The following is a 20,927-nucleotide window of genomic DNA, read 5'->3' as shown; positions in this document are numbered from 1 at the left end:
CACAATATTCTTTCACGGCTGCGAGTTTTGCCTGCACTGTATATTTACCCATGACGCCTCCAAAGGTTGCGTCCAACCTTCGGGGGTCATACCACTCCAGCGTGGGAATGCCTTGGGTGACGCTCTGCGTCACAGATCTGCGCCGCGCTGCCACAGTCAAGGTCGGGCGCCTCTCGTCCTGTGCTTACGCATGTGAACGAGAGGCAGTGGTCAGGCCTTGTTGGATTCGTGCATGCGCGCCAGCTGGCGTTCGAGCATCGAAGGGTAGGGCTCCATCAGGCGTTCCACACAGCATGCGCCTTCAGGGCTGGCGATAGGACGGATACGGGCGCGCTGGCGTATCAACGGGTCGTCGTTGATACGGCGTTCAACCAGCAGCAGGTTGCGGCTGTGCTGAGACAGCGCCAACGCATCCTGCGCCGTTTCAGTCAGCAGCAGGTCGATCTGGCTCAGACCGCTCAGGCCCTCACCCAGCGTCAGGCCCAGTTGCAGTTGCAAGGTGATGCCGCTGTCGGCCACCTCGATCTGCAAGGCATGGCTCAGGGCACGCAATAGCTCGCCGCAGCAGATTGCGTTGGTGAGGTAGTCATCACCGCTTTCGTGGCTGTGAAACAGCATCAGGGTGCTGCCATCGTTCAGGGTATGCAGCTCGCTTTCATACAGCGAGGCGGCCTGATCGAGGCAGTCGCGATAACGTTGCAGCAATTCGGTCAGTCGTGCGCGCGGCAGGCGGCGCAATTGGTCCTGCGCGCCCAATTGTACGGCCAGCACGGCGCTGTTGTGCGGCTCGACGGGCGCTACCGGCGCAGCCACAGGGCGTGCAACTGGTGCGGTATTCGAATTGTCACGCAGGTCCGCAAACGGATCTTCGTCGTCGTCTTCGTCTTCTTCGGCAACAATGCGACGCTGGACTGGCGGTGCCGGCAGGCGCGGCTTCGGTTCGCTGCTGCGTGCCGAGACCGGTGGTGCAGGTCGCTCTTCCGGCTCCAGGTACGGATCGTCACCGTCGTCCTCGTCGCCGTCATACTCGGGTTCGGGCAGCGGCTCCGGCTCTGGAACCGGTGGTGCGAACGAGGTGCGCAGTTGCCGGGCCAGATCGCCTATTTCATCCTGGCGGTCGGTAGCCGGGGTGTATGGGTCGATGTCGCGCAGCCAGATGCGCATCTGCATCAATGGCGTGGAGATATGGCGACCGAGGCGCAGGCTCAGGGCCAGCGCCAGGGCCAGCAGAATGCCCGCCAGAATGCCCATGCTCTGCAGGCTGATGGTCATCGGCTGCTGGAACTGTGACATGTCGAGGCTGATGCGCAGATGACCCGCCATCACGTCCTGAAACGTGATCTTGATTTCATACAGGCCCTGAGCCTCGCCCAGAAGCCCGTTTTTCGGGCGCTGGCCAGCTTCCGCAAGAATGCGGTTATCCACACTGTAGATAGCGGCATGCGCTACCAGCGGGTTCTTGACCAGATTGCCCAGCAGCACGTTGAGACTGAGGATGTCGTTGGACACCAACAGCTCGGTGGCCGAGGTGGCGGTCTGGGTCGTCAGGGCCTGCCCCAGCGCATCCGCCTGTTCATGCATGGCCTGCTTGAATTGCAGACCCATGACACCGGCGTAGATCACCAGCGCCAAAGCGACCAGGATCACGTTATGGCTGGCAATGCGCAAAGCGATCGGTACACGGCGATGACGCAGGGCACGAAAGATGAGCAGGAAGAAATTATCGGTTTTAACGGGCGTGGGCCGGTTCACAGAGCACGGCTCTTTCGGTGAAGTTGTCGCGCAGTATAACGAGCGACCCAGTAGCGGCAAAGCGCTGCCTGTGCCCGGTGGTCACTGAATGTGGTTAGAATGCGGTTTTTTTCCACTATGGGGGTGCGCCTTGCGCGAAATCGTCCTGATTAACATCACAGGTGTCGACCGTCCAGGTCTCACTGCTGCCATCACCGGCGTCCTCGCCCAGGGTGGCGTGAACATTCTCGATATTGGTCAGGCGGTTATCCACGATACCCTGTCGTTCGGCATCCTGGTTGAAATTCCGGATACCGTGCAGGGTTCTTCCGTGCTCAAGGACATCCTGTTCACCGCCTACAAACTCGATCAGCAGGTCCGTTTCACGGCGGTGTCCGAAGCGGATTATCAGCACTGGGTTGAAGGTCAGGGCAAGGCCCGTCATATCGTCACACTGCTGACCCGCAAGGTTACGGCCGAGCAATTGCAGTGCGTCAGCGCCATTACGGCTAAATACGGGCTGAATATCGATCAGATCGATCGTCTGTCCGGGCGTATGCCGCTCGACACGCCGGCCGACAAGGGCAAGGGTTGCATCGAGTTCACCGTGCGCGGCGAGCCAGCCGACCCGAAAGCCATGCAGGCCGAGTTCCTCGCAGTTGCCCAGGATCTCAACGTAGATATCGCGTTCCAGCAGGATTCGCTGTTTCGCCGCAACCGGCGTCTGGCTGTGTTCGACATGGATTCGACCCTCATCGAGGCCGAAGTGATCGACGAGTTGGCCAAGGCTGCCGGTGTGGGCGAGCAGGTTTCCGAGATTACCGAGCGTGCGATGCGCGGCGAACTGGATTTCAGCGAAAGCTTCAAGGAGCGTCTGGCTCTGCTCAAGGGCCTGGATGTCAGTGTGCTGGATGAAATCGGCGCTTCTCTACGCTTGACCGAAGGCGCCGAAACGCTGTTCTCCGAGCTCAAGCGTCTGGGTTACAAGACCGCTATTCTTTCGGGTGGCTTCACCTACTTCGCCAGGCAGCTGCAAGCAAAGCTGGGCATCGATTATGTGTACGCCAACGAGCTGGAAGTGGTCGATGGCAAGGTAACCGGCGTCGCTGTAGAGCCGATCGTCAATGCGCAGCGCAAGGCAGACCTGTTGCGCGAGCTGGCGCATAAGGAAGGCTTGAGTCTGGAGCTGACCATCGCGGTCGGCGACGGTGCCAATGACTTGCCGATGCTGGCGATTGCCGGGCTGGGTGTCGCATTTCGCGCCAAGCCGCTGGTCAAGCAATCAGCAAAGCAGGCGATCTCGACGCTGGGACTCGATGGCGTGCTATATCTGTTGGGTTTTCGCGACCGCGAAGGAAAGCGCTGACGCTCAGGCCGTGGTGGTTTGCCCCTGATGGCGAGGGGCCAATCGCGACGGCTGTCGCAGTGATCGCTACAGCGTGCCCCACAAGGAATCGAATTCCTGATCCGGCCTGGCCTTTTCGGTTTCGGTCGCTTTCGGGGCGTCGTACATCTGATACTCGAACTGATTGTAACTGGCGCTGCTGACCTGCCGGTTGCTCAGTGACGCGCGGCGTTCTTCACCGGCGACGTTGATCATCACCTTGTTGCCCTCCTGAAAAGGCAGACGCGGTGCGAGCACGGTGGGCGGTTTTTCCATGGCGCGTACTTCCGGCAGCATCAGGGTTCGCAGGTACTGGCTATTCTGCTGTTCGCGAATCAGCTGCATGCCGCACGGTTGGGCAAACGGGGCGATCAGTTCGATCCCCATCTGTGTACCGCCGCTGCGTACCTGGCGGATCCAGCGCACGATGGCAATGCTCCAGCCCTGGCCGGAGTCGTCCTGAATACCCACCAGTTCGCCAGCCTGTAATTGCTGAGGCACTTCCCTCTGCCACGCCAGGCAGTAACCGCCCGGGCTGTGGTTGACGATATTCAGGTCGAAGGTCGGAAACGTGTGCTGACCGTTGGAAAGCGAGTCGTTATCGCCATCGTTCTTCGGGTATTCGATTTCTTCATAGGGCAGCAGGTGCGATGAGGTCTTGCCGCGCTGTGTATCGAAGGCTGAAGCCCAAGGGTCGTCTTCGTCATCATTGGCGATCTTCAGCGAAAAACTCGCAGCACTGCCTGCGCTGTTGAGTTGCAGGAGTTCGCTGAACGACTTCTGACCGGCTACATAAAAATGCAGTGCGCTCATGCCTATGCACAGCTTCAGGGTGCCCTGGCCTGCCGTGCGCTGAAAGGTGCGTTCGGCCACATCACCCCAGGCGACCGCCAGATGTTGCAGCAGGTCGGTGTTGATACCGGTTGGAATAAGCAACGGCGAAGGGGTGCGCTGGTCATCCGGCAGGGCCAGGTACTGATTGATCGCTTCAGCCAGCGCGTAGGTGTTGATACCCAGCAGCCGAGGAGATTGTTCGTCGCTGAACAGGGTGCGATACAGCGGTGGTTTGTCGACCGTCGGGTCCAGAGCGAAGAGGCTGCTTTCAGTGACCGGCAATTGCAGCTTTACCAGAGGGCTCCAGGCCTCCAGCGCATCGGCCAGTTTGCCGATGTTCAACTGACGCATCTGGTTGCAGCGTGAGCAACCCATCAGCAGCGCGATCACGTAGGTTTGCTCCACGCTCAGCACTTTGCTGTGATGGGCCAGGGGCTCTTCGACCGGCGTGTTGTGCAACTGGTACTGACGGGCAATCTGGTAGATCTGATGCAGCTCGAGCCACAGGCCATCCTGAACGGGACAGTAAAGCTGGTTGGCGCGTATCAGTGGCCCGTTGAGACCATGCAGTGCGCGTTGCAGCGCAGTGCTGAACAGCCCGGCCTGGTCTCGGGTGTAGCGCGGGGCGACCTGCTGAATGATCTGCTTGTAACCGGTCGCCAGATGGTTTTGCAGGGCCTGGCAGAGATTGGCGACCTTGCGCGGCCGCTCGTCCAGCACAATGGCCTGGTTGAGAAAGTGGCGCTCAAGGTGCTTGCAGACGAAATACACCTCAGGACGCAGCAGTTCAAGCAGTTGCAGGCGGTTTTCGCTGGGGGTGATCAGTTGGTTCAGCTCGGTCAGCCCTTGATAGAGCTGGCGTGCCATTTCTCCCAGGTTTGCCTTGGGCAGCCTGGAGATCCAGCGTTTGAGGTCGCGGGGGTTGGCTTCACTGAATGTCAGGCTCGACTGCGTCGGCGTGGGGGCACGCAATAGCAGAGGGAGGCTAAAATTACTCATGTGACAGGCGAACTCCAACAACTCATTGGCCCGGACGGAGGCTTTAAATGGGTGGCCGACGTCATCGCGGAGCGGAGACATGTCGAGCATACGCCCATGAAAGTGCGAAGTATCCTACAGCACCGATCGGGCGACTTTACCAGTATCGGCATCACTACGCAGTAAATATGGCCTGGTGCCATTACTGTCCGGTTTTAAACTGCATGAGCGCCCCTGTTAATGGGGCGCCCATGCCGGGCACTGTGACTTCAAGTCACGATCATGCCTGTGTCGGAACTGCCAATGCCTGGCCCATCTGTACCTTGGAGCCCGCGGTCAGTTGCTCGGCCCATTTCACCTGATTTGGCCCGAACAGCACAATGGCCGTGGAGCCCAGTTTGAAGCGGCCCATCTCGGCACCTTTTTCCAGATGGATTGGCGCACGCGCTGCTTCGTCGTAGCTGAACGTCTTCAATTCACGCTTGGGCGGCGTGACCAGCCCGGCCCATACCGTCTCGACCGACGCCACGATCATCGCGCCGACCAGCACCACTGCCATTGGTCCGCGCTCGGTGTCGAACAGGCAGACCACTCGCTCGTTACGGGCGAACAGCTCGGGTACGTTTTCAGCCGTGGTCTGGTTTACCGAGAAGATGCGGCCCGGCACGTAGACCATTTCACGCAGCGTGCCAGCCAGTGGCATGTGGACGCGGTGATAGTCCTTTGGCGACAGGTAGACGGTTGCGAACTCGCCGCCCATGAAGGGCGCTGACAGCTTGGGATCACCGCCGAGCAGTTCCAGTACGCTGAAGCTGTGGCCCTTGGCCTGGAAGATCCGGCCGTGGTCGATAGGGCCCAACTGGCTGATGGCGCCGTCGGCTGGCGAAAGAATCGCGCCCGGCGTGGTATCGAGCGGGCGGGCGTCGGCTTTCAATGCGCGGGTGAAGAACGCATTGAAGTGCTCGTAGGACGTCAGGTCTTCGACCAGGGCCTGCGACATGTCCACTTGATAACGGCGGGCAAACCACGCGGTGAAAGCGTTTTTGAACCAGCGTACGCGGCATTCGGCAACGCAGCCTGCCAGTCGGGACAGCAGGTGGTGCGGCAGCAGGTACTGGCTGATGATGAACAAGCGGTCTTTCATTGAAGGTCCTGAGGATGAGTGTCCTGAATATTTCTGCGAGGCCTGTCGCGGTTCGCTAGAGCGGACAGGTTCGACGGTTTCGGCTGGTGCTGGCTTCGCAGGCGCGACGGGTTGCGCAACCTCGACTGCCTGGGCGGGCGCGGCGGCCACTTCCGGAAGTTCTACCGGTGTCTCCGGGTGATTGCCCCATTCACCCCACGAGCCGGCATAGGCCTTGACCCTTGGGTAGCCCAGCGCTTTCGCCACCAGATAGGTGAAGCCCGAGCGGTGGTGAGTCTGGCAATGGGTGATCACTTCCTTGTCGGGCGTGATGCCCAGGTCGCGAAGAATCTCTGGCATGTCCTGACGAATACGCAGGTTGCGTGCCTTGTCCATGCCCGCAGTCCATTCGAAATTGACTGCGCCGGGTATGTGTCCGCCCTTGGCCGCGACTACTTTTTCGCCCGAATACTCGGTAGGGCCGCGAGCGTCCCAGATTGCCAGGTCGGCGGCACCCAGACGGCTTTGCAGGTATTCGCGTGTGGCGGTAGGTTCGTCGTGCAGCGTCAGCGTGACCGGGCCGCCTGCAACGGGCGCAACCTCTGTGCTCAACGGCAGCGATTGCGCTTCCCAGGCCAGCACGCCGCCATCCAGATAGTGATAACGGTGATGGCCGATGACATCCAGCAGCCAGATAAAACGCCCGGCCCAGCCACCGCCTTCGTCATCGTAGACGACATAGACTGCATCAGGGTTGTGGCCCAGCTCGCCGAACAGCTGCTGCGGATCGGCAGTGTCGGGCAGTAGGCCAGGCGCAGGAGGCTTGCCCAGTTGCGTACGTTTCGGATCGACAAAGCGTGCGCCGCGAATGTGCCCGGCTTCGTAGCGAGCGCTGCTGGTCAGATCCACGAGGATCAGTTCCGGGGCGTCTAGACGCTCAAGCAGATCGTTGGGTTCGATGACCAGCGACAAGCCAGTGAATGCGGACATTTGCAGCCTCCGATGAAAGGAAAGAGGCGAATTGTACGCCAGGCCTCACGCTTTGCGATGACTAAAGATGCCAAGTGCCCTTTCAATACATTGCGCGGTTTTTCCGAATGCCTGGACGGAAATTTCCGACAAGGCCCCACCACCCTGGTCGGCGACCACCAGCAGCATGACTTTACCGTTGTTGCTCAGCGAGCGAATAAGCCAGTGCTGGCCACTGAACAGGGTTTTCAGTGGCGCGGGCAGCAGGGCGGCAAACTGCGCGTTATTCGCGGGGGTCATGCGCAACTGCGTCGGCTGGGTCAGCAAGCGTTGCAACACGGTGCTTTCCTTGATGAACAGCTGCAAGGAGGCGGTTTCGGCCGGCAGTCCGGCCATCTGATTGACGCGCAGTACGGTCGAGGTCTTGTCCAGCATCAGCAGCATGACCCGCTCCATACCGCACGACATGAACGCGTCGCGGGCCGAGGTGGTCAAGTGCATGGCGTTGATGAACGGGCTGGGGTCCTGCAGCAGCTCGGCGCAGTGCTTGCGCCATAGCTGCAGGGCGTCGGCCGATGGCGGTGGCGCTGGTTCGTTGTCGCGCCTTACACGGCGCGCATCCCAAGGCCAGATCAGCGATTCGGCCGGGTGCCAGAGGTCTTTTTCCGCATGAATACGCGCGCTGCTGGCAGCGTTTTGATGCGCCTGCTGCTGCACTTCGCTGATCGACTGTTGCAGGTAAAGGCTGGTCAGCCGTTCCCAGCGCAGGCAATGCGGGCTGTTCCAGGCATGTTGCGCCGCCAGCGCCAGGCCGTTACCCAGCAAAACAGTATTGGCTGGCTGGTTCAGCCAGCGCCGCAGGTTGGGGTCGGCGTCCATGAGTTGTTGCTGTTGCAGCGGGCTGTGTTCTTCGCGGGCGATGCGCAGCACCTTGGCCAGATCGCGTCGCTCGTTGATCAGCAACTTATAACCGCGCGTGACCCAGATCGGCAGGCGCCAGAATTCGGCGAGTGCCAGGCACAGCTCCAGCAGATTGACGCCGAACAGCTCTTTTTCCACTGCAAGGCTGGAATGGCCCTTGTGGATAACCCGCAACTCCAGCTCTTCGAGCAGCTTCGGATAGGCCAGCGCCATCGGCCAAAGGGGGGAGAGGAAAAGCAGGCTGCCCATATGGATGTCTTGCCAGAGTCGTGCAAGGCGACTGGCAAACAACCCGTTGGCCTGTTGTGTGGCGTGCTGGCTGACCAGAATCAATTGGCGATAGACCGCGGGAATTTCCTCGGGCGGCTTGGCTGGCAAGCGGCCCAGAAGGATTTCAGTACGCGCCAGCCCCAGACGGTTTATCGCAATCTCGAGGCTCTCGGCCTGCTCGGTCAAACCGTGGGTGTGATGGTTGGCCTCGCGCATCACACTCAATACCAGTGCGGGGCTTTCCTGCATCATTTCAGCGATTTCACGCAGTGAGCGGCGACTGTCGTTCAATGCTGCGCGAACGTGCCCATGATTGACGGCAGGGACCGGTAACGCGATGCCGTCAAGCAGCTTGACCCAGGCATCCAGCGTTTTCGGAACGAGATGATGTGCTGCGTGTGCTGTCGACATTCGATGGCCTGTGCGGCTGATTATCTGAGCTGGGAAACCGCCAGCGTACGGGACGCTGAGGCCATTTTCCTCCTTTTATGGAGGCGGATAAATGGGTTTTTCAAAAGAACCGGCTATAGTCTGGCCCAGTTAGGCCGATAAGGAGAAGAAGAGATTCAAGAACTTCCGGACTGTCCCTGAACCCGACTCAGTAAAGTATTTTTTCCTATGGCTAAAATTATCGGCATCATTGTCGTTATCGCGAGTGTCCTCGGCGGATATGTGCTGTCCCATGGCAAGATCATGGCGCTGTTCCAGCCCTACGAGGTCTTGATCATCGGCGGTGCTGCACTGGGCGCGTTCCTCCAGGCCAACCCTGGCTACATGACCATGCACGTGTTCAAGAAGTCGCTGAAGATGTTCGGTTCGCGCTTCACACACGCCTATTACCTTGAGGTGCTGGGGCTGGTGTACGAAATCCTCAACAAGAGCCGCCGTGAAGGCATGATGGCGATTGAAGGGGATATCGAAGACGCCGCCTCCAGCCCGATCTTCGCCAAATACCCTGGTGTGCTGAAAGATGAGCGCATGACCGCGTACATCTGCGACTACCTGCGCATCATGTCGTCCGGCAACATGGCTCCTCACGAGCTGGAAGGCTTGTTCGACATGGAACTGCTGAGCATGAAAGAAGAGCTCGAGCATCCATCCCATGCCATTACCGGTATCGCCGACGGTATGCCTGGCTTCGGTATCGTGGCGGCGGTACTCGGTATCGTGGTGACCATGGCGTCGCTGGGGTCGGGCGACAAGGCTGCAATCGGCATGCACGTAGGTGCGGCGCTGGTAGGTACCTTCTTCGGTATTCTTGCGGCATACGGTTTCTTCGGTCCGTTGGCCACCTGCCTTGCCCATGATGCCAAGGAAGAAATGAACGTCTATGAGAGCATCAAGGCGTCGCTGGTGGCGTCGGCCTCCGGCATGCCGCCTTCGCTGGCCGTCGAATTTGGCCGCAAGGTTCTCTACCCGCTGCATCGCCCCAGCTTCAGCGAGCTGGAACAAGCGGTTCGCGGTCGCTAAGTCATGGAAAATAATCAGCCGATTATCATCAAGCGCGTAAAGCGCTTTGGTGGCGGACATCACGGCGGTGCCTGGAAAATCGCGTTTGCCGACTTCGCGACGGCGATGATGGCGTTCTTTCTGGTGCTGTGGCTGATGTCTTCTGCCACGCCCGAACAGTTGCTCGCGGTGGCCGGTTACTTCAAGGACCCGGTCGGTTTTTCGGACAGCGGTTCGCCGTATGTGATCGACCTGGGCGGCTCGCCCGAGATGTCGCCGAATCAGACGCTGAACCCTGAGGTCAAGACCACGCCGTCACCTGACACCGTGCCCCTTGAGGCCGAGACTTCCGAGACCAAAGCTGAAGAGGTCGAGCAGGAGCGTCTGGAGATGCTGTTGCAAGAGCTGCAGAACAAGGTCGAGGAAAACCCGCAACTGCAGAAATTCAAGGACCAGATTCTGTTCGAGATCACCCAGGACGGTTTGCGTATCCAGATCATGGACGCTGACAACCGGCCGATGTTCGACTCGGGCAGCGCACGTCTCAAGCCTTATTTCGAAGACATCCTGCTGGCAATGGCTGACACCATCAAAAGCGTGCCGAACAAGATCAGCATCAGCGGTCATACCGACGCGACACCTTTTGTAGGCAACGGCGGATTCGGTAACTGGGAACTGTCGGCCAACCGCGCCAATGCTGCACGTCGTGCGCTAGTGGCCGGTACCTATCCGGACTCACAGGTGGCCAGGGTGGTGGGTTATGCCTCGTCAGCTCTTTATGATCACGAGAACCCGACCAATCCGGTCAACCGCCGCATCGACATTGTGGTTTTGACCAAAAAGGCTCAGCAGCGTATCGAAGGCGACCAGAACTCCGGTGGTGCGCCTCAGTCCAAACCTGCGCCCGCCGCTCCTGCTACTCCTGCTACTCCCGCTGCTCCGGGTGCTTCGGTCGGGGCACCGCCAGACCCACAGGCATACGCCCAGCCTCACGAGATCCGGCAGAAGCTGAATATCTTTGACGATGGCAAGTTGCGGGTCGAGCCAGCCCAGAACTGAGCTGCAACCGATACAGAAACGCCGCGATCATCGCGGCGTTTTTGTGTGCGGCGTTCGGTGCTCAGTAACTGTCTTGCGGCAAGCTGGCAATGATCGAACGGTAGCTGTTCATGCGCTGTTGCTGCACGCGGCCATCTTCAAGCCCCTTGAGCAGGGCGCAGCCCGGTTCGCGGTTATGCTTGCAGTCGCGAAAGCGGCACGTGCCGATCAGGTCGTTGAATTCGATGAAGCCAGCTTCTACGTCTGCACGGCTGACATGCCCCAGGCCGAATTCGCGGATACCCGGTGAGTCGATCAGATCGCCGCCACGCGGAAAGTGGAACAGGCGGGCGGTTGTGGTGGTGTGTGTGCCCTGGCCGGAGACTTCGGACAACGGCCCGACCCGGGTATCCGTTTCCGGCAGCAGGCTGTTGACCAACGAAGACTTGCCGACGCCGGACTGGCCAACGAACACACTGATGTGGCCATCAAGCTGGCTTTGCAGTGTCTGCATGCCATCGCCATGATGCGCCGACACTTCCAGCACCGGGTAACCCAGTGTGCGGTAGACCGCCAGTAACGCATTGAGCGCGGGCGCGTTCTGTTCGTCGATCAGGTCAGCCTTGTTGAGCAGCAGCAGCGGACGAATCCCGGCATGCTCGGCGGCCACCAGATAGCGGTCAATCAGGTTGGCATGTGGCTCGGGCATGGGCGCGAACACGATCACGATCAGATCGACGTTGGCAGCCACAGGCTTGAGCTGGCCACGTGAGTCCGGGCGGCGCAGTTCGGTGGTGCGGGGCAGTTGCGCAACGATGACGCCAATGCCCTGATTGCCGGCGCGCCATACAACGCGATCACCCGTGACCAGTGCCGGCAGGTTGGCGCGCAGGTGGCAGCGAAATACCTGACCGCTTGCTTCGCCTTCCTGAGCCTCGACTTCGACCTGTACACCGAAGTGAGCAATCACAAGGCCGGTCTGTTCGGGGCCGAGGTCGCCGCCTTCCAGTGTTTCAAGCGTAGCGGACTCGCGTTTTGCCGCGCGGGCAGCACGCTCGCCCTGAATTTTTTCGATGCGCCAGTTCTGACGACGATTGAGTTGGCGTTTGGCCATGGGTGTTCCGATGTGATGTAACCGATGAATTAGGCAGTACGATTGATCGGCAGGAGTCTAGCACGGCAGGGTGAGCTAAACTGCGCGCCTACGCTGAGGAGTCGACACATGCAGAACAAGCAGAACCTGATCTGGATCGATCTGGAAATGACCGGTCTGGACCCTGATACCGATGTCATCATCGAAATGGCCACGATCATCACTGATAGCGAGCTGAACACCCTGGCCGAAGGCCCGGTGATCGCTGTGCACCAGAGTGACGAAACGCTGGCGAAAATGGACGAGTGGAACACCCGCCAGCACGGTGGCTCGGGCCTGACCCAGCGAGTACGCGAAAGCACCATCAGCATGGCTGAAGCCGAGGCGCAGACCCTTGAGTTCATCAAGCTGTGGGTGCCGGAGCGCAGTTCGCCGATCTGCGGCAACAGCATCTGCCAGGATCGCCGCTTCCTGTATCGCCACATGCCGACGCTGGAAAACTGGTTCCACTACCGCAATCTGGATGTCTCGACCCTCAAGGAACTGGCGGCGCGCTGGTCCCCCGAGCTGAAATTCAAGAAAGGCAGCACCCACCTGGCGCTCGATGACATCCGCGAGTCGATTGCCGAGCTGCGCTTTTATCGTGAGCACTTCATCAAGCCTTGATCAAGACTCGCGCGTGCAGTGAATAATCTTCGCTGCACTCTTTCAGTGCGCTGGTCGGCTGGTTAGACTGCGCGCCTTTGTCGCAGAGTCCCCGCCATGTTGCTGATGCTTTATCTGATTGCCATCACTGCTGAAGCCATGACTGGCGCGCTGTCTGCGGGCCGTCGAGGAATGGACTGGTTCGGTGTGGTGCTGATCGCTTGCGTCACAGCGCTGGGCGGCGGCTCGGTGCGCGATGTGCTGATCGGCCATTACCCGCTGACCTGGGTCAAGCACCCGGAATACCTCATATTGACCAGTATGGCAGCGTTGGTGACGATCTTTATCGCGCCATTGATGCGCCACCTGCGCTCGTTGTTTCTGGTGCTGGATGCACTGGGGCTGGTGGCCTTCACCCTGATCGGCTGCATGACTGCGCTGGAAGCCGGGCATGGTCTGGTGATCGCGTCAGTGTGCGGTGTCATCACTGGGGTCTTCGGTGGCATCCTGCGCGACATCTTCTGCAACGACATCCCGCTGATCTTCCGTCGCGAACTGTATGCCAGCGTTTCATTTCTGGTCGCGTGGTGTTTTTTGCTGTGCCAGTACCTGCAACTGCCGGATGAACAGGCCGTGCTCATCACCTTGTTCGGCGGCCTGCTGCTGCGCCTGCTGGCGATCCGATTCCGCTGGGAAATGCCCAAGTTCGTCTATAAAGACGAGCCCTGAAGAGGGCGCAGAACGCCCGGAGCTGCATGCCCATACGCAGCACTCTGCTTCATTCACATCCTGAGATGCCCGCAGAGTGGTCTTCTGCCCGGAGGGCGTGGGAGCTTCAGGAGGTCACGACGGCTGCGATGGGCTGCGAAGCGGCCCTGAAACCTGCTGACGCTGTTGTGTCTGATGCACCAAGGCGACCGTTTTTGCTGCCGGTTCCCGACAGTTCGCGGACAAGTCCGCTCCCACGCAAGTTAAGCGTCGCTCGGCCCGCTCAGACGCGTTAGCCCCCTGCGTCTGCCACCCCATGCCTCTGCAACGCCCATTCCACATGTTCCCTGACCAGCTCCGACGGGTAATCTCGCCGTGCTTGCAGGGCTTCGATCACCGGGATGGTGGAGGGCGCGTTGCCCAGTCCAACAGCCAGATTGCGTAGCCAGCGTTCGTACCCGGCGCGGCGCAGGGGCGAGCCTTCTGTACTACTGAGGAATTTGTCTTCATCCCATAAAAACAGCTCGGCCAGCCCAGCGTTGTCCAGGTTATGGCGCGGCTGGAAATCGCTCTGGTCGGTTGGTCGTGCAAAGCGGTTCCACGGGCAGACAATCTGGCAATCGTCGCAACCGAACACCCGGTTGCCGATCAGTGGCCGCAGCTCTTCTGGAATCGCGGTCTTGAGCTCGATGGTCAGGTAGGAAATGCAGCGCCGTGCGTCCAGCACATAAGGCCCGACAAAGGCCGCCGTCGGGCAGATGTCCAGACAGGCCGTGCAGCGCCCGCAATGTTCCGTCGCATGCGGCGCATCGACCGGCAGCGGGATGTCGACAAACAGCTCGCCGAGAAAGAAAAAGCTGCCCGCCTTGCGGTTGAGCACCAGCGTGTTCTTGCCGATCCAGCCGAGCCCGGCCTGTTCGGCAATGGCCTTTTCCAGCACTGGCGCGCTGTCCACGAACGCCCGAAAACCAAACGGCCCGATGGCCTGCTGAATGCGCTCGGCCAGTTGCTGCAAGCGCTTGCGGATCAACTTGTGATAGTCACGGCCCAGGGCGTAGCGTGACACATAGGCTTTTTCCGGTTCTGTCAGGCGCTGGGCCATCTCGGTGTCGCCGGGCAGATAGTCCATGCGCAGCGACACCACGCGCAACGTTCCCGGCACCAGCTCGTCCGGATGGGAACGTTTACTGCCGTGGGCTGCCATATAGTCCATTTCGCCGTGATAGCCTGCATCGAGCCAGCGTTGCAGGTGCTGCTCGTGCTCTGCCAGGTCCAGACCGCTGATCCCCACTTCCTGAAAGCCCAGCTCACGCCCCCATGCCTTGATTGACAGGGCAAGGGCGGCAAGATCGTCGCGAGTGGGGAGTGCAGCAGTAATAGCGGACATGCGCAGAGAGAAACCGGGGCCAAGGTGCGTATAATTCTGCCAGACATCGGAGCCTATAGACGCATGTTCGACACGAAACCTCATTTACCCGACGCGCTGTACAGCGCTGCGCAGGTCCGCGACCTCGATGCACGGCTGATTGCTGCCGGTACGCCAGGCCTGGAATTGATGCTGCGCGCTGCCCAGGCGCTATGGCGGACGATACTCCGACGCTGGCCGAAGGCCAATGAACTGACCGTGCTGGCCGGACGTGGCAACAATGCCGGTGACGGGTATCTGGTGGCCGCGCTGGCGCACAAGGCAGGCTGGCAAGTCAGGGTGCTGGCTGTCGGCGACCCGGCTGCATTGACCGGTGATGCCGCTTCGGCGCACGCGGCAGCTTCCGGCATCGACACTCAGGCATGGGCCGGACAACCGCTGAGCGGCGTGGTGCTGGATGCCTTGCTCGGCACCGGGCTCAACGGCGAAGTGCGCGAGCCCTATGTTTCGGCCATCAAGGCGATCAATGCCAGCGGCCTGCCGGTCGCCGCCGTGGACATCCCGTCGGGCTTGAGTGCAGACACCGGCCAGACGCTGGGCGTGGCGGTGCGTGCCGATGTGACCGTTACCTTCATCGGCCTCAAACTGGGCTTGTTGACAGGCGATGCGGCGGACCTGGTGGGCGAACTGGTGTTTGATGATTTGCGCGCCGACCCTGCGCTGGTTGCGCAGGTGCCGGTCAGCGCGAAACGTCTGGGCGCATCCAGTCTGCCGACGCTGGCACCGCGTCCGCGTACTGCTCATAAAGGCATGTTCGGCCGAGTGCTGGTCATCGGTGGCGATCACGGTTTTGGCGGTGCTGCCTTGCTCAGCGCCGAAAGCGCCTTGCGCAGCGGGGCGGGCATGCTGACGCTGGCGACCCGCGCCGAACATATTCCGGCCGCCCTGACGCGCATGCCGGAAATCATGAGTGCGGCCATTCGCTCGGCTAACCAGTTGATGGCTTTGATCGAGCCGGCCAGCGTATTGGTGGTCGGGCCCGGCCTGGGGCAGGCGTCCTGGGGGCGCAGCCTGCTGTCGGCTGCTGCCAACGCTGAGCGGCCCCAAGTGTGGGATGCCGATGCTCTGAATATGCTGGCCGCCGGTCTGGTGAGTCTGCCCAAGGGCTGCGTCATCACTCCTCATCCGGGAGAGGCCGCGCGTTTGCTGGGCGTTGGCATCAAGGACGTTCAGGCTGACCGGGCCGCTGCTGTGCGGGCGCTGGCGCGTAAGTTCGATACGGTCTTTGTGCTTAAGGGCTCCGGCAGCCTGATCGCCGATGCGAGCGGGCAACTGGCGTTGTGCGACCGTGGTCATCCGGCCATGGCCACCGCCGGACTGGGTGACGTATTGGCCGGGTTGATCGGTGCGCTGCTGGCGCAGCATCTAACGCCATTCGATGCGGCCTGTCTGGCGGTGTGGCTGCACGCAAGCGCCGGTCAGAAAGTCAGTGAATACGGTCGCGGGCTGGCTGCCAGCGATATTATTCCTGCCATTCGTCAGTTATTGGAGGAGCTGCAACCGTGTCTGATTTAACGCTGCATGTGGTTGGCGAAGAGGCAATGATGAGTTTTGGTGCACGCCTGGCAACGGTTACCGAAGGCGTGGGCGTCATCTTTCTCGATGGCGATCTTGGCGCTGGAAAAACAACTCTTTCGCGGGGAATGATTCGCGGGTTCGGGCATGCCGGGGCTGTCAAGAGTCCTACTTTCACGCTGGTCGAGCCCTACGAAATAGGTGCCGTCCGGGTCTTTCACTTTGACCTGTATCGTCTGGTCGATCCCGAAGAACTCGAGTACATGGGGGTGCGTGATTACTTCGACGGCGATGCACTTTGTCTGATTGAATGGCCCCAGCGTGGTGCAGGCTTTTTGCCAAAGCCTGACCTGACCATTACCATTGGCCCGCACGGAGAAGGTCGGTCCGTGATATTGAGCCCGCTGGGCTCGCGTGGCGAACGCTGGTGTGCCACTTTGGCTTTGGAATTCAAATAGATATGGGGTTAGGTATGCGCATGCGCGCGCTGGTTACTGTAGTTGGTCTGCTGCTGATGGCCCTGGCTGTCGAGGCGGTTGCCGCTACGCAAGTAAAAAGTGTCCGCTTATGGCGAGCACCGGACAACACACGTCTGGTATTCGACCTGTCCGGGCCTGTCCAGCACAGCGTATTCACACTGACTTCACCTGATCGTCTGGTGATCGATATCAATGGCGCGACACTCGGTGGTCCGCTGAATGTATCGACAGCCAATACGCCGATCAGCAGCATGCGCTCTGCCCAGCGCATGCCGACCGATCTGCGCGTGGTCATCGACCTGAAAAAGGCGGTGACGCCCAAAAGCTTTACGCTTGCGCCGAACCAGCAGTATGGCAACCGTCTGGTGGTCGATCTGTTCGATAACGCCGCAGATGCCAACCCGACACCAGTGATCCAGGATACTGCCGCCAATACCGCGCCCGCTGTCCCGGTCAGCCCGGCCAAGCCTGAAATCAAGCTGACCCCGGTGCCCAATGGCAAGCGCGACATTGTCGTGGTGATCGATGCCGGGCACGGCGGTGAAGACCCGGGTGCCTCCGGCGGTGCCGGGCAGAAAGAGAAAAACGTAGTGCTGTCGATCGCCAAGGAGCTGCAGCGCCAGGTCAATGCCGAGAAAGGCTATCGCGCTGAGCTGACGCGGACCGGTGACTACTTTATTCCGTTGCGCAAACGTACCGAGATCGCCCGCTCCAAGGGGGCCGACCTGTTTGTGTCCATTCACGCCGACGCTGCGCCGTCCACCGCGGCGTTTGGCGCTTCGGTGTTCGCCTTGTCTGATCGCGGTGCGACCTCCGAAACCGCACGCTGGCTGGCGGACAGTGAAAACCGTTCCGACCTGATCGGTGGTGCCGGTGCGGTAAGCCTCGACGACAAGGACCGCATGCTCGCCGGGGTGTTGCTGGACTTGTCCATGACCGCTTCGCTGTCTTCCAGCCTGAACGTAGGCCAGAAAGTGCTGAGCAATATTGGCCGCGTCACCTCGTTGCACAAATCGCGCGTCGAGCAGGCAGGTTTCATGGTGCTCAAATCGCCGGATATCCCGTCGATTCTGGTGGAAACCGGCTTTATCTCCAACGCCAACGAAGCCAACAAGCTGAGTTCTGCGTCGCACCAACAGGCGTTGGCGCGTTCGATCAATTCCGGGGTAAAGCAGTTCTTCCAGCAGAACCCGCCACAGGGCACTTATATTGCCTGGCTGCGTGACAACGGCAAGCTGGCTCAAGGGCCACGCAACCATGTGGTCCGCTCTGGCGAAACCCTGGCCATGCTCGCGGCGCGCTATGACATGAACATTGCCACGCTGCGCAGCGCCAACAATCTGAAAACCGATGAATTGAAGATTGGCCAGGATCTGCGAATTCCAAGTTCCGAGGTGGCGACTCAGCAATGACCGATCTTCTGCTCGACGGCACCGAAGCCGATAACGCTCAGACTGTCCTGAACGCTGCGCGCATCGAATTGCTAAGCCCGCGTCTGGCCAACCAGATTGCGGCTGGCGAAGTCGTCGAGCGTCCGGCATCGGTTATCAAGGAGCTGCTGGAAAACAGCCTTGATTCCGGCGCGCGGCGCATAGATGTCGATGTAGAGCAGGCCGGTATCAAGCTGCTGAAAGTGCGTGACGACGGTGGCGGTATTTCCTCGGATGACCTGCCGCTGGCGCTGGCGCGACATGCCACCAGCAAGATTCGCGATCTGGAGGACCTCGAGCGCGTCATGAGCCTAGGGTTTCGCGGCGAGGCCCTGGCTTCGATCAGCTCCGTGGCGCGCCTGACGCTGACCTCGCGCACCCGCGACGCCGATCAGGCCTGGCAGGTGGAGACCGAAGGTCGTGACATGGCACCGCGCGTCCAGCCAGCAGCGCATCCGGTAGGCACCTCCGTTGAAGTGCGCGATCTGTTCTTCAACACGCCTGCCCGGCGCAAGTTTCTCAAGGCCGAAAAAACCGAATTCGATCACCTGCAGGAAGTCATCAAGCGCATGGCGCTGGCACGTTTCGACGTGGCCTTCCATTTGCGTCACAACGGCAAGACCGTGCTGAGCCTGCATGAAGCGCATGACGACACTTCCAGAGCACGACGTGTCTCGGCGATCTGCGGGCCGGGCTTCCTGGAGCAGGCGCTGCCTATCCAGATCGAACGCAACGGCCTTCATCTGTTGGGCTGGGTAGGGCTGCCGACATTTTCGCGCAGCCAGGCCGACCTGCAATATTTCTTCGTAAACGGGCGTGCGGTGCGCGACAAACTGGTCGCTCATGCGGTGCGTCAGGCGTATCGCGACGTGTTGTTCAATGGCCGTCACCCCACGTTCGTGCTGTTTTTCGAGGTCGACCCGGCTGCTGTAGACGTCAACGTTCACCCGACCAAGCATGAAGTACGCTTTCGCGACGGGCGCATGGTGCATGACTTCCTTTATGGCACCCTGCACCGTGCATTGGGTGATGTGCGCCCGGAAAACCAGCTGGGCGGCAGCGTACCGGTCGCCGTCGAGCCTCGGCCTACCGGGCCTGAGGCCGGTGAGTTCGGGCCGCAGGGTGAAATGCGTCTGGCCAACAACTTGCTGGAACAGCCGCAGGGCGAGCCTTTTGCCCGGCCTGCTGCCGGTGGCGGCGCTGGCAGCGGTTATCAGTATCAATATACGCCTCGGCCCACCTCTGGCGTGCCGGTGGCCGAAGCGCAAAGCGCCTACCGTGAATTCTTCGCACCGCTGCCCAGCACCGCACCCTCGTCGCTGCCGGAGTCGCCCGGCGATATCCCGCCGCTGGGTTATGCGCTGGCGCAGCTCAAAGGTATCTACATCCTCGCTGAAAACGCTCACGGGCTGGTGCTGGTGGACATGCACGCCGCCCACGAGCGAATCATGTACGAGCGCCTGAAAATAGCGATGGCCAATGAAGGCCTGAGTGGTCAGCCATTGCTGGTGCCCGAATCTCTCGCGGTCAGCCAGCGTGAAGCGGACTGCGCCGAAGAACATATCGCGACGTTTCAGCGCCTGGGCTTCGAGCTGCAGCGGCTTGGTCCGGAAACCCTGGCGATCCGCCAGATCCCTGCGTTGCTCAAGCAGGCCGAGGCCAATCGGCTGGTCAGCGATGTGCTGGCGGATCTGATGGAGTACGGCACCAGCGACCGGGTGCAGGCACACATGAACGAGTTGCTCGGGACCATGGCCTGTCACGGCGCGATTCGCGCCAATCGGCGGCTGGCCATCCCGGAAATGAACGGCCTGTTGCGTGACATGGAAAACACCGAACGCAGCGGGCAATGTAACCACGGTCGTCCTACCTGGACCCAGATGGGTCTCAATGACCTGGATAAATTATTCCTGCGCGGTCAATGAATGAATGCTTTACCTCCGGCCATCTTTCTCATGGGGCCTACCGCCGCAGGCAAGACCGACCTTGCGATAGAACTGAGCAAAGTGTTGCCTTGCGAGCTGATCAGCGTCGATTCGGCGTTGGTCTATCGCGGCATGGACATCGGCACCGCCAAGCCTTCAAAAGCACAGCTGGCTGAATATCCACACCGTCTGATCGACATCCTCGACCCAGCGCAAAGCTACTCCGCAGCCGATTTTCGCAGTGACGCCCTGGCGGCCATGGCGGAAATTACCGCGCGCGGAAATATTCCTTTGCTGGTCGGCGGCACTATGTTGTATTTCAAGGCTCTATTGCACGGGCTGGCGGATATGCCGGCTGCCGATGCGCAGGTAAGGGCACAGCTTGAAGCTGATGCACAGGCCTATGGCTGGCAGTCATTGCACGATCAATTGGCGGTGGTCGACCCCGTTTCGGCGGCGCGCATTCACCCCAATGATCCGCAACGACTGATCAGGGCGCTCGAGGTGTATCGGGTCAGCGGAATGAGCATGACGGCACACCGCGAGCAACAAACTGCGCAAAGTACCGAAGCGGCGGCATCAGGGCGTCAGCAATTGCCCTATACTGTCGCGAACCTTGCCATCGCTCCGGCGGATCGCAAGGTGCTGCACCAACGCATCGCGCTACGTTTTGAGCAAATGCTGGATCAGGGGTTTCTGGACGAAGTACTGGCATTGCGCTCAAGAGGCGACCTGCATTCCGGGTTGCCCTCGATAAGAGCCGTCGGTTATCGCCAGGTCTGGGATCACCTGGATGGGAAGCTGACGCGGGATGAAATGCAGGAGCGCGGCATTATTGCAACGCGCCAGTTGGCCAAAAGGCAGTTCACCTGGCTGCGCAGCTGGGAGGATTTGCACTGGCTGGACAGTCTGGCCAGCGACAATCTGTCGCGCGCCTTGAAATACCTGGGATCGGTCTCCATATTGAGCTGAGTCCCTGCAATAGCCGTCTATCCTTGGGGGGTGGCCG

General features: G+C 60.4%; 16 protein-coding genes and 1 pseudogene. 10 read left to right on the top strand and 7 right to left on the bottom strand.

Going from position 1 to position 20,927, the window contains the following annotated elements; genetic code table 11:
- Positions 1 to 210: 210 nt before the first annotated feature.
- Positions 211 to 1,752 (bottom strand): HAMP domain-containing protein, encoded by a 1,542-nt coding sequence (locus AO277_RS03265; protein ID WP_044317844.1) that lies wholly within the window; start codon positions 1,750 to 1,752, stop codon positions 211 to 213.
- Between the two features lie 130 nt (positions 1,753 to 1,882).
- On the opposite strand from AO277_RS03265, the gene serB reads away from it, so the two are divergent.
- Positions 1,883 to 3,097 (top strand): phosphoserine phosphatase SerB, encoded by a 1,215-nt coding sequence (gene serB / locus AO277_RS03260; protein WP_044317843.1) that lies wholly within the window; start codon positions 1,883 to 1,885, stop codon positions 3,095 to 3,097.
- Between the two features lie 66 nt (positions 3,098 to 3,163).
- Here serB and AO277_RS03255 read toward each other — a convergent pair whose 3' ends face one another.
- The 4 genes and pseudogenes from AO277_RS03255 to AO277_RS03245 form a co-directional block, all read right to left on the bottom strand.
- The gene (locus AO277_RS03255) at positions 3,164 to 4,948 is read right to left on the bottom strand and encodes a cyclic-di-GMP receptor FimW-related protein (RefSeq protein ID WP_002551806.1); all 1,785 of its coding nucleotides are present in this window, start codon (positions 4,946 to 4,948) and stop codon (positions 3,164 to 3,166) included.
- Positions 4,949 to 5,207: 259 nt separating this feature from the next.
- Entirely contained in the window at positions 5,208 to 6,071 is an 864-nt protein-coding gene (gene asd, locus AO277_RS28880; protein WP_004654580.1) for an archaetidylserine decarboxylase, read from the bottom strand.
- A gap of 156 nt (positions 6,072 to 6,227) precedes the next feature.
- Positions 6,228 to 7,040 (bottom strand): annotated as a pseudogene (locus AO277_RS28875) (rhodanese-like domain-containing protein); the annotation flags it as partial.
- A 45-nt stretch (positions 7,041 to 7,085) separates the two neighbouring features.
- Complete coding sequence (locus AO277_RS03245) at positions 7,086 to 8,621, bottom strand: HDOD domain-containing protein (protein ID WP_044317842.1); 1,536 nt, start codon at positions 8,619 to 8,621, stop codon at positions 7,086 to 7,088.
- A 207-nt stretch (positions 8,622 to 8,828) separates the two neighbouring features.
- On the opposite strand from AO277_RS03245, the gene motA reads away from it, so the two are divergent.
- Together motA and motB are read left to right on the top strand one after the other, a co-directional pair.
- Positions 8,829 to 9,680 (top strand): flagellar motor stator protein MotA, encoded by an 852-nt coding sequence (motA, locus tag AO277_RS03240; RefSeq protein WP_002551809.1) that lies wholly within the window; start codon positions 8,829 to 8,831, stop codon positions 9,678 to 9,680.
- A 3-nt stretch (positions 9,681 to 9,683) separates the two neighbouring features.
- A complete protein-coding gene (motB, locus tag AO277_RS03235) occupies positions 9,684 to 10,718 on the top strand; it encodes a flagellar motor protein MotB (RefSeq protein ID WP_044317841.1) in 1,035 nt (344 codons plus the stop codon).
- Between the two features lie 61 nt (positions 10,719 to 10,779).
- On the opposite strand, the gene rsgA is transcribed toward motB, so the two are convergent.
- On the bottom strand, positions 10,780 to 11,811 hold the full coding sequence (gene rsgA / locus AO277_RS03230) for a small ribosomal subunit biogenesis GTPase RsgA (protein WP_044317840.1): 1,032 nt from the start codon (positions 11,809 to 11,811) through the stop codon (positions 10,780 to 10,782).
- Positions 11,812 to 11,919: 108 nt separating this feature from the next.
- Between rsgA and orn the strand changes: the two genes are divergently transcribed.
- Both orn and AO277_RS03220 read left to right on the top strand, forming a co-directional pair.
- Positions 11,920 to 12,456 carry an oligoribonuclease gene (orn, locus tag AO277_RS03225; RefSeq protein ID WP_002551812.1) on the top strand — a complete coding sequence of 179 codons (537 nt, stop codon included), beginning with the start codon at positions 11,920 to 11,922 and terminating at the stop codon, positions 12,454 to 12,456.
- Positions 12,457 to 12,552: 96 nt separating this feature from the next.
- On the top strand, positions 12,553 to 13,164 hold the full coding sequence (locus AO277_RS03220; RefSeq protein ID WP_044317839.1) for a trimeric intracellular cation channel family protein: 612 nt from the start codon (positions 12,553 to 12,555) through the stop codon (positions 13,162 to 13,164).
- A 271-nt stretch (positions 13,165 to 13,435) separates the two neighbouring features.
- Here the strand turns inward: AO277_RS03220 and queG are convergent, their stop codons facing one another.
- Positions 13,436 to 14,530 carry a tRNA epoxyqueuosine(34) reductase QueG gene (gene queG / locus AO277_RS03215; RefSeq protein WP_044317838.1) on the bottom strand — a complete coding sequence of 365 codons (1,095 nt, stop codon included), beginning with the start codon at positions 14,528 to 14,530 and terminating at the stop codon, positions 13,436 to 13,438.
- A gap of 63 nt (positions 14,531 to 14,593) precedes the next feature.
- Here queG and AO277_RS03210 point away from each other — a divergent pair, with 63 nt between their 5' ends.
- From AO277_RS03210 to miaA, 5 genes are read left to right on the top strand one after another with little or no spacing between them, the layout of a single operon-like run.
- Positions 14,594 to 16,084, top strand: a complete 1,491-nt coding sequence (locus AO277_RS03210; protein WP_044317837.1) for a bifunctional ADP-dependent NAD(P)H-hydrate dehydratase/NAD(P)H-hydrate epimerase — start codon at positions 14,594 to 14,596, stop codon at positions 16,082 to 16,084.
- Between the two features lie 29 nt (positions 16,085 to 16,113).
- Positions 16,114 to 16,542, top strand: coding sequence for a tRNA (adenosine(37)-N6)-threonylcarbamoyltransferase complex ATPase subunit type 1 TsaE (tsaE, locus tag AO277_RS03205; protein ID WP_232923074.1), 429 nt, complete (start codon positions 16,114 to 16,116; stop codon positions 16,540 to 16,542).
- Positions 16,543 to 16,556: 14 nt separating this feature from the next.
- Complete coding sequence (locus tag AO277_RS03200; protein ID WP_044317836.1) at positions 16,557 to 17,975, top strand: N-acetylmuramoyl-L-alanine amidase; 1,419 nt, start codon at positions 16,557 to 16,559, stop codon at positions 17,973 to 17,975.
- Positions 17,972 to 19,918, top strand: a complete 1,947-nt coding sequence (gene mutL / locus AO277_RS03195) for a DNA mismatch repair endonuclease MutL (protein ID WP_044317835.1) — start codon at positions 17,972 to 17,974, stop codon at positions 19,916 to 19,918. The genes AO277_RS03200 and mutL overlap by 4 nt, the downstream gene beginning before the upstream one ends.
- Positions 19,919 to 20,890, top strand: a complete 972-nt coding sequence (miaA, locus tag AO277_RS03190) for a tRNA (adenosine(37)-N6)-dimethylallyltransferase MiaA (RefSeq protein ID WP_011167564.1) — start codon at positions 19,919 to 19,921, stop codon at positions 20,888 to 20,890. It begins immediately after the preceding gene.
- Positions 20,891 to 20,927 lie beyond the last annotated feature (37 nt).

The sequence above is a fragment of the Pseudomonas amygdali genome, assembly GCF_002699855.1.
Classification (GTDB): domain Bacteria; phylum Pseudomonadota; class Gammaproteobacteria; order Pseudomonadales; family Pseudomonadaceae; genus Aquipseudomonas; species Aquipseudomonas amygdali.
This window is presented reverse-complemented; position numbering and strand designations above follow the sequence as displayed.

Excerpts from the sequence above, each read along its gene's own strand:
- AO277_RS03255 (WP_002551806.1), bottom strand. The coding sequence starts at position 4,948 with ATGAGTAATTTTAGCCTCCCTCTGCTATTGCGTGCCCCCACGCCGACG.
- asd (WP_004654580.1), bottom strand. The coding sequence starts at position 6,071 with ATGAAAGACCGCTTGTTCATCATCAGCCAGTACCTGCTGCCGCACCAC.
- AO277_RS03245 (WP_044317842.1), bottom strand. The coding sequence starts at position 8,621 with ATGTCGACAGCACACGCAGCACATCATCTCGTTCCGAAAACGCTGGAT.
- motA (WP_002551809.1), top strand. The coding sequence starts at position 8,829 with ATGGCTAAAATTATCGGCATCATTGTCGTTATCGCGAGTGTCCTCGGC.
- motB (WP_044317841.1), top strand. The coding sequence starts at position 9,684 with ATGGAAAATAATCAGCCGATTATCATCAAGCGCGTAAAGCGCTTTGGT.
- rsgA (WP_044317840.1), bottom strand. The coding sequence starts at position 11,811 with ATGGCCAAACGCCAACTCAATCGTCGTCAGAACTGGCGCATCGAAAAA.
- orn (WP_002551812.1), top strand. The coding sequence starts at position 11,920 with ATGCAGAACAAGCAGAACCTGATCTGGATCGATCTGGAAATGACCGGT.
- AO277_RS03220 (WP_044317839.1), top strand. The coding sequence starts at position 12,553 with ATGTTGCTGATGCTTTATCTGATTGCCATCACTGCTGAAGCCATGACT.
- queG (WP_044317838.1), bottom strand. The coding sequence starts at position 14,530 with ATGTCCGCTATTACTGCTGCACTCCCCACTCGCGACGATCTTGCCGCC.
- AO277_RS03210 (WP_044317837.1), top strand. The coding sequence starts at position 14,594 with ATGTTCGACACGAAACCTCATTTACCCGACGCGCTGTACAGCGCTGCG.
- tsaE (WP_232923074.1), top strand. The coding sequence starts at position 16,114 with ATGAGTTTTGGTGCACGCCTGGCAACGGTTACCGAAGGCGTGGGCGTC.
- AO277_RS03200 (WP_044317836.1), top strand. The coding sequence starts at position 16,557 with ATGCGCATGCGCGCGCTGGTTACTGTAGTTGGTCTGCTGCTGATGGCC.
- mutL (WP_044317835.1), top strand. The coding sequence starts at position 17,972 with ATGACCGATCTTCTGCTCGACGGCACCGAAGCCGATAACGCTCAGACT.
- miaA (WP_011167564.1), top strand. The coding sequence starts at position 19,919 with ATGAATGCTTTACCTCCGGCCATCTTTCTCATGGGGCCTACCGCCGCA.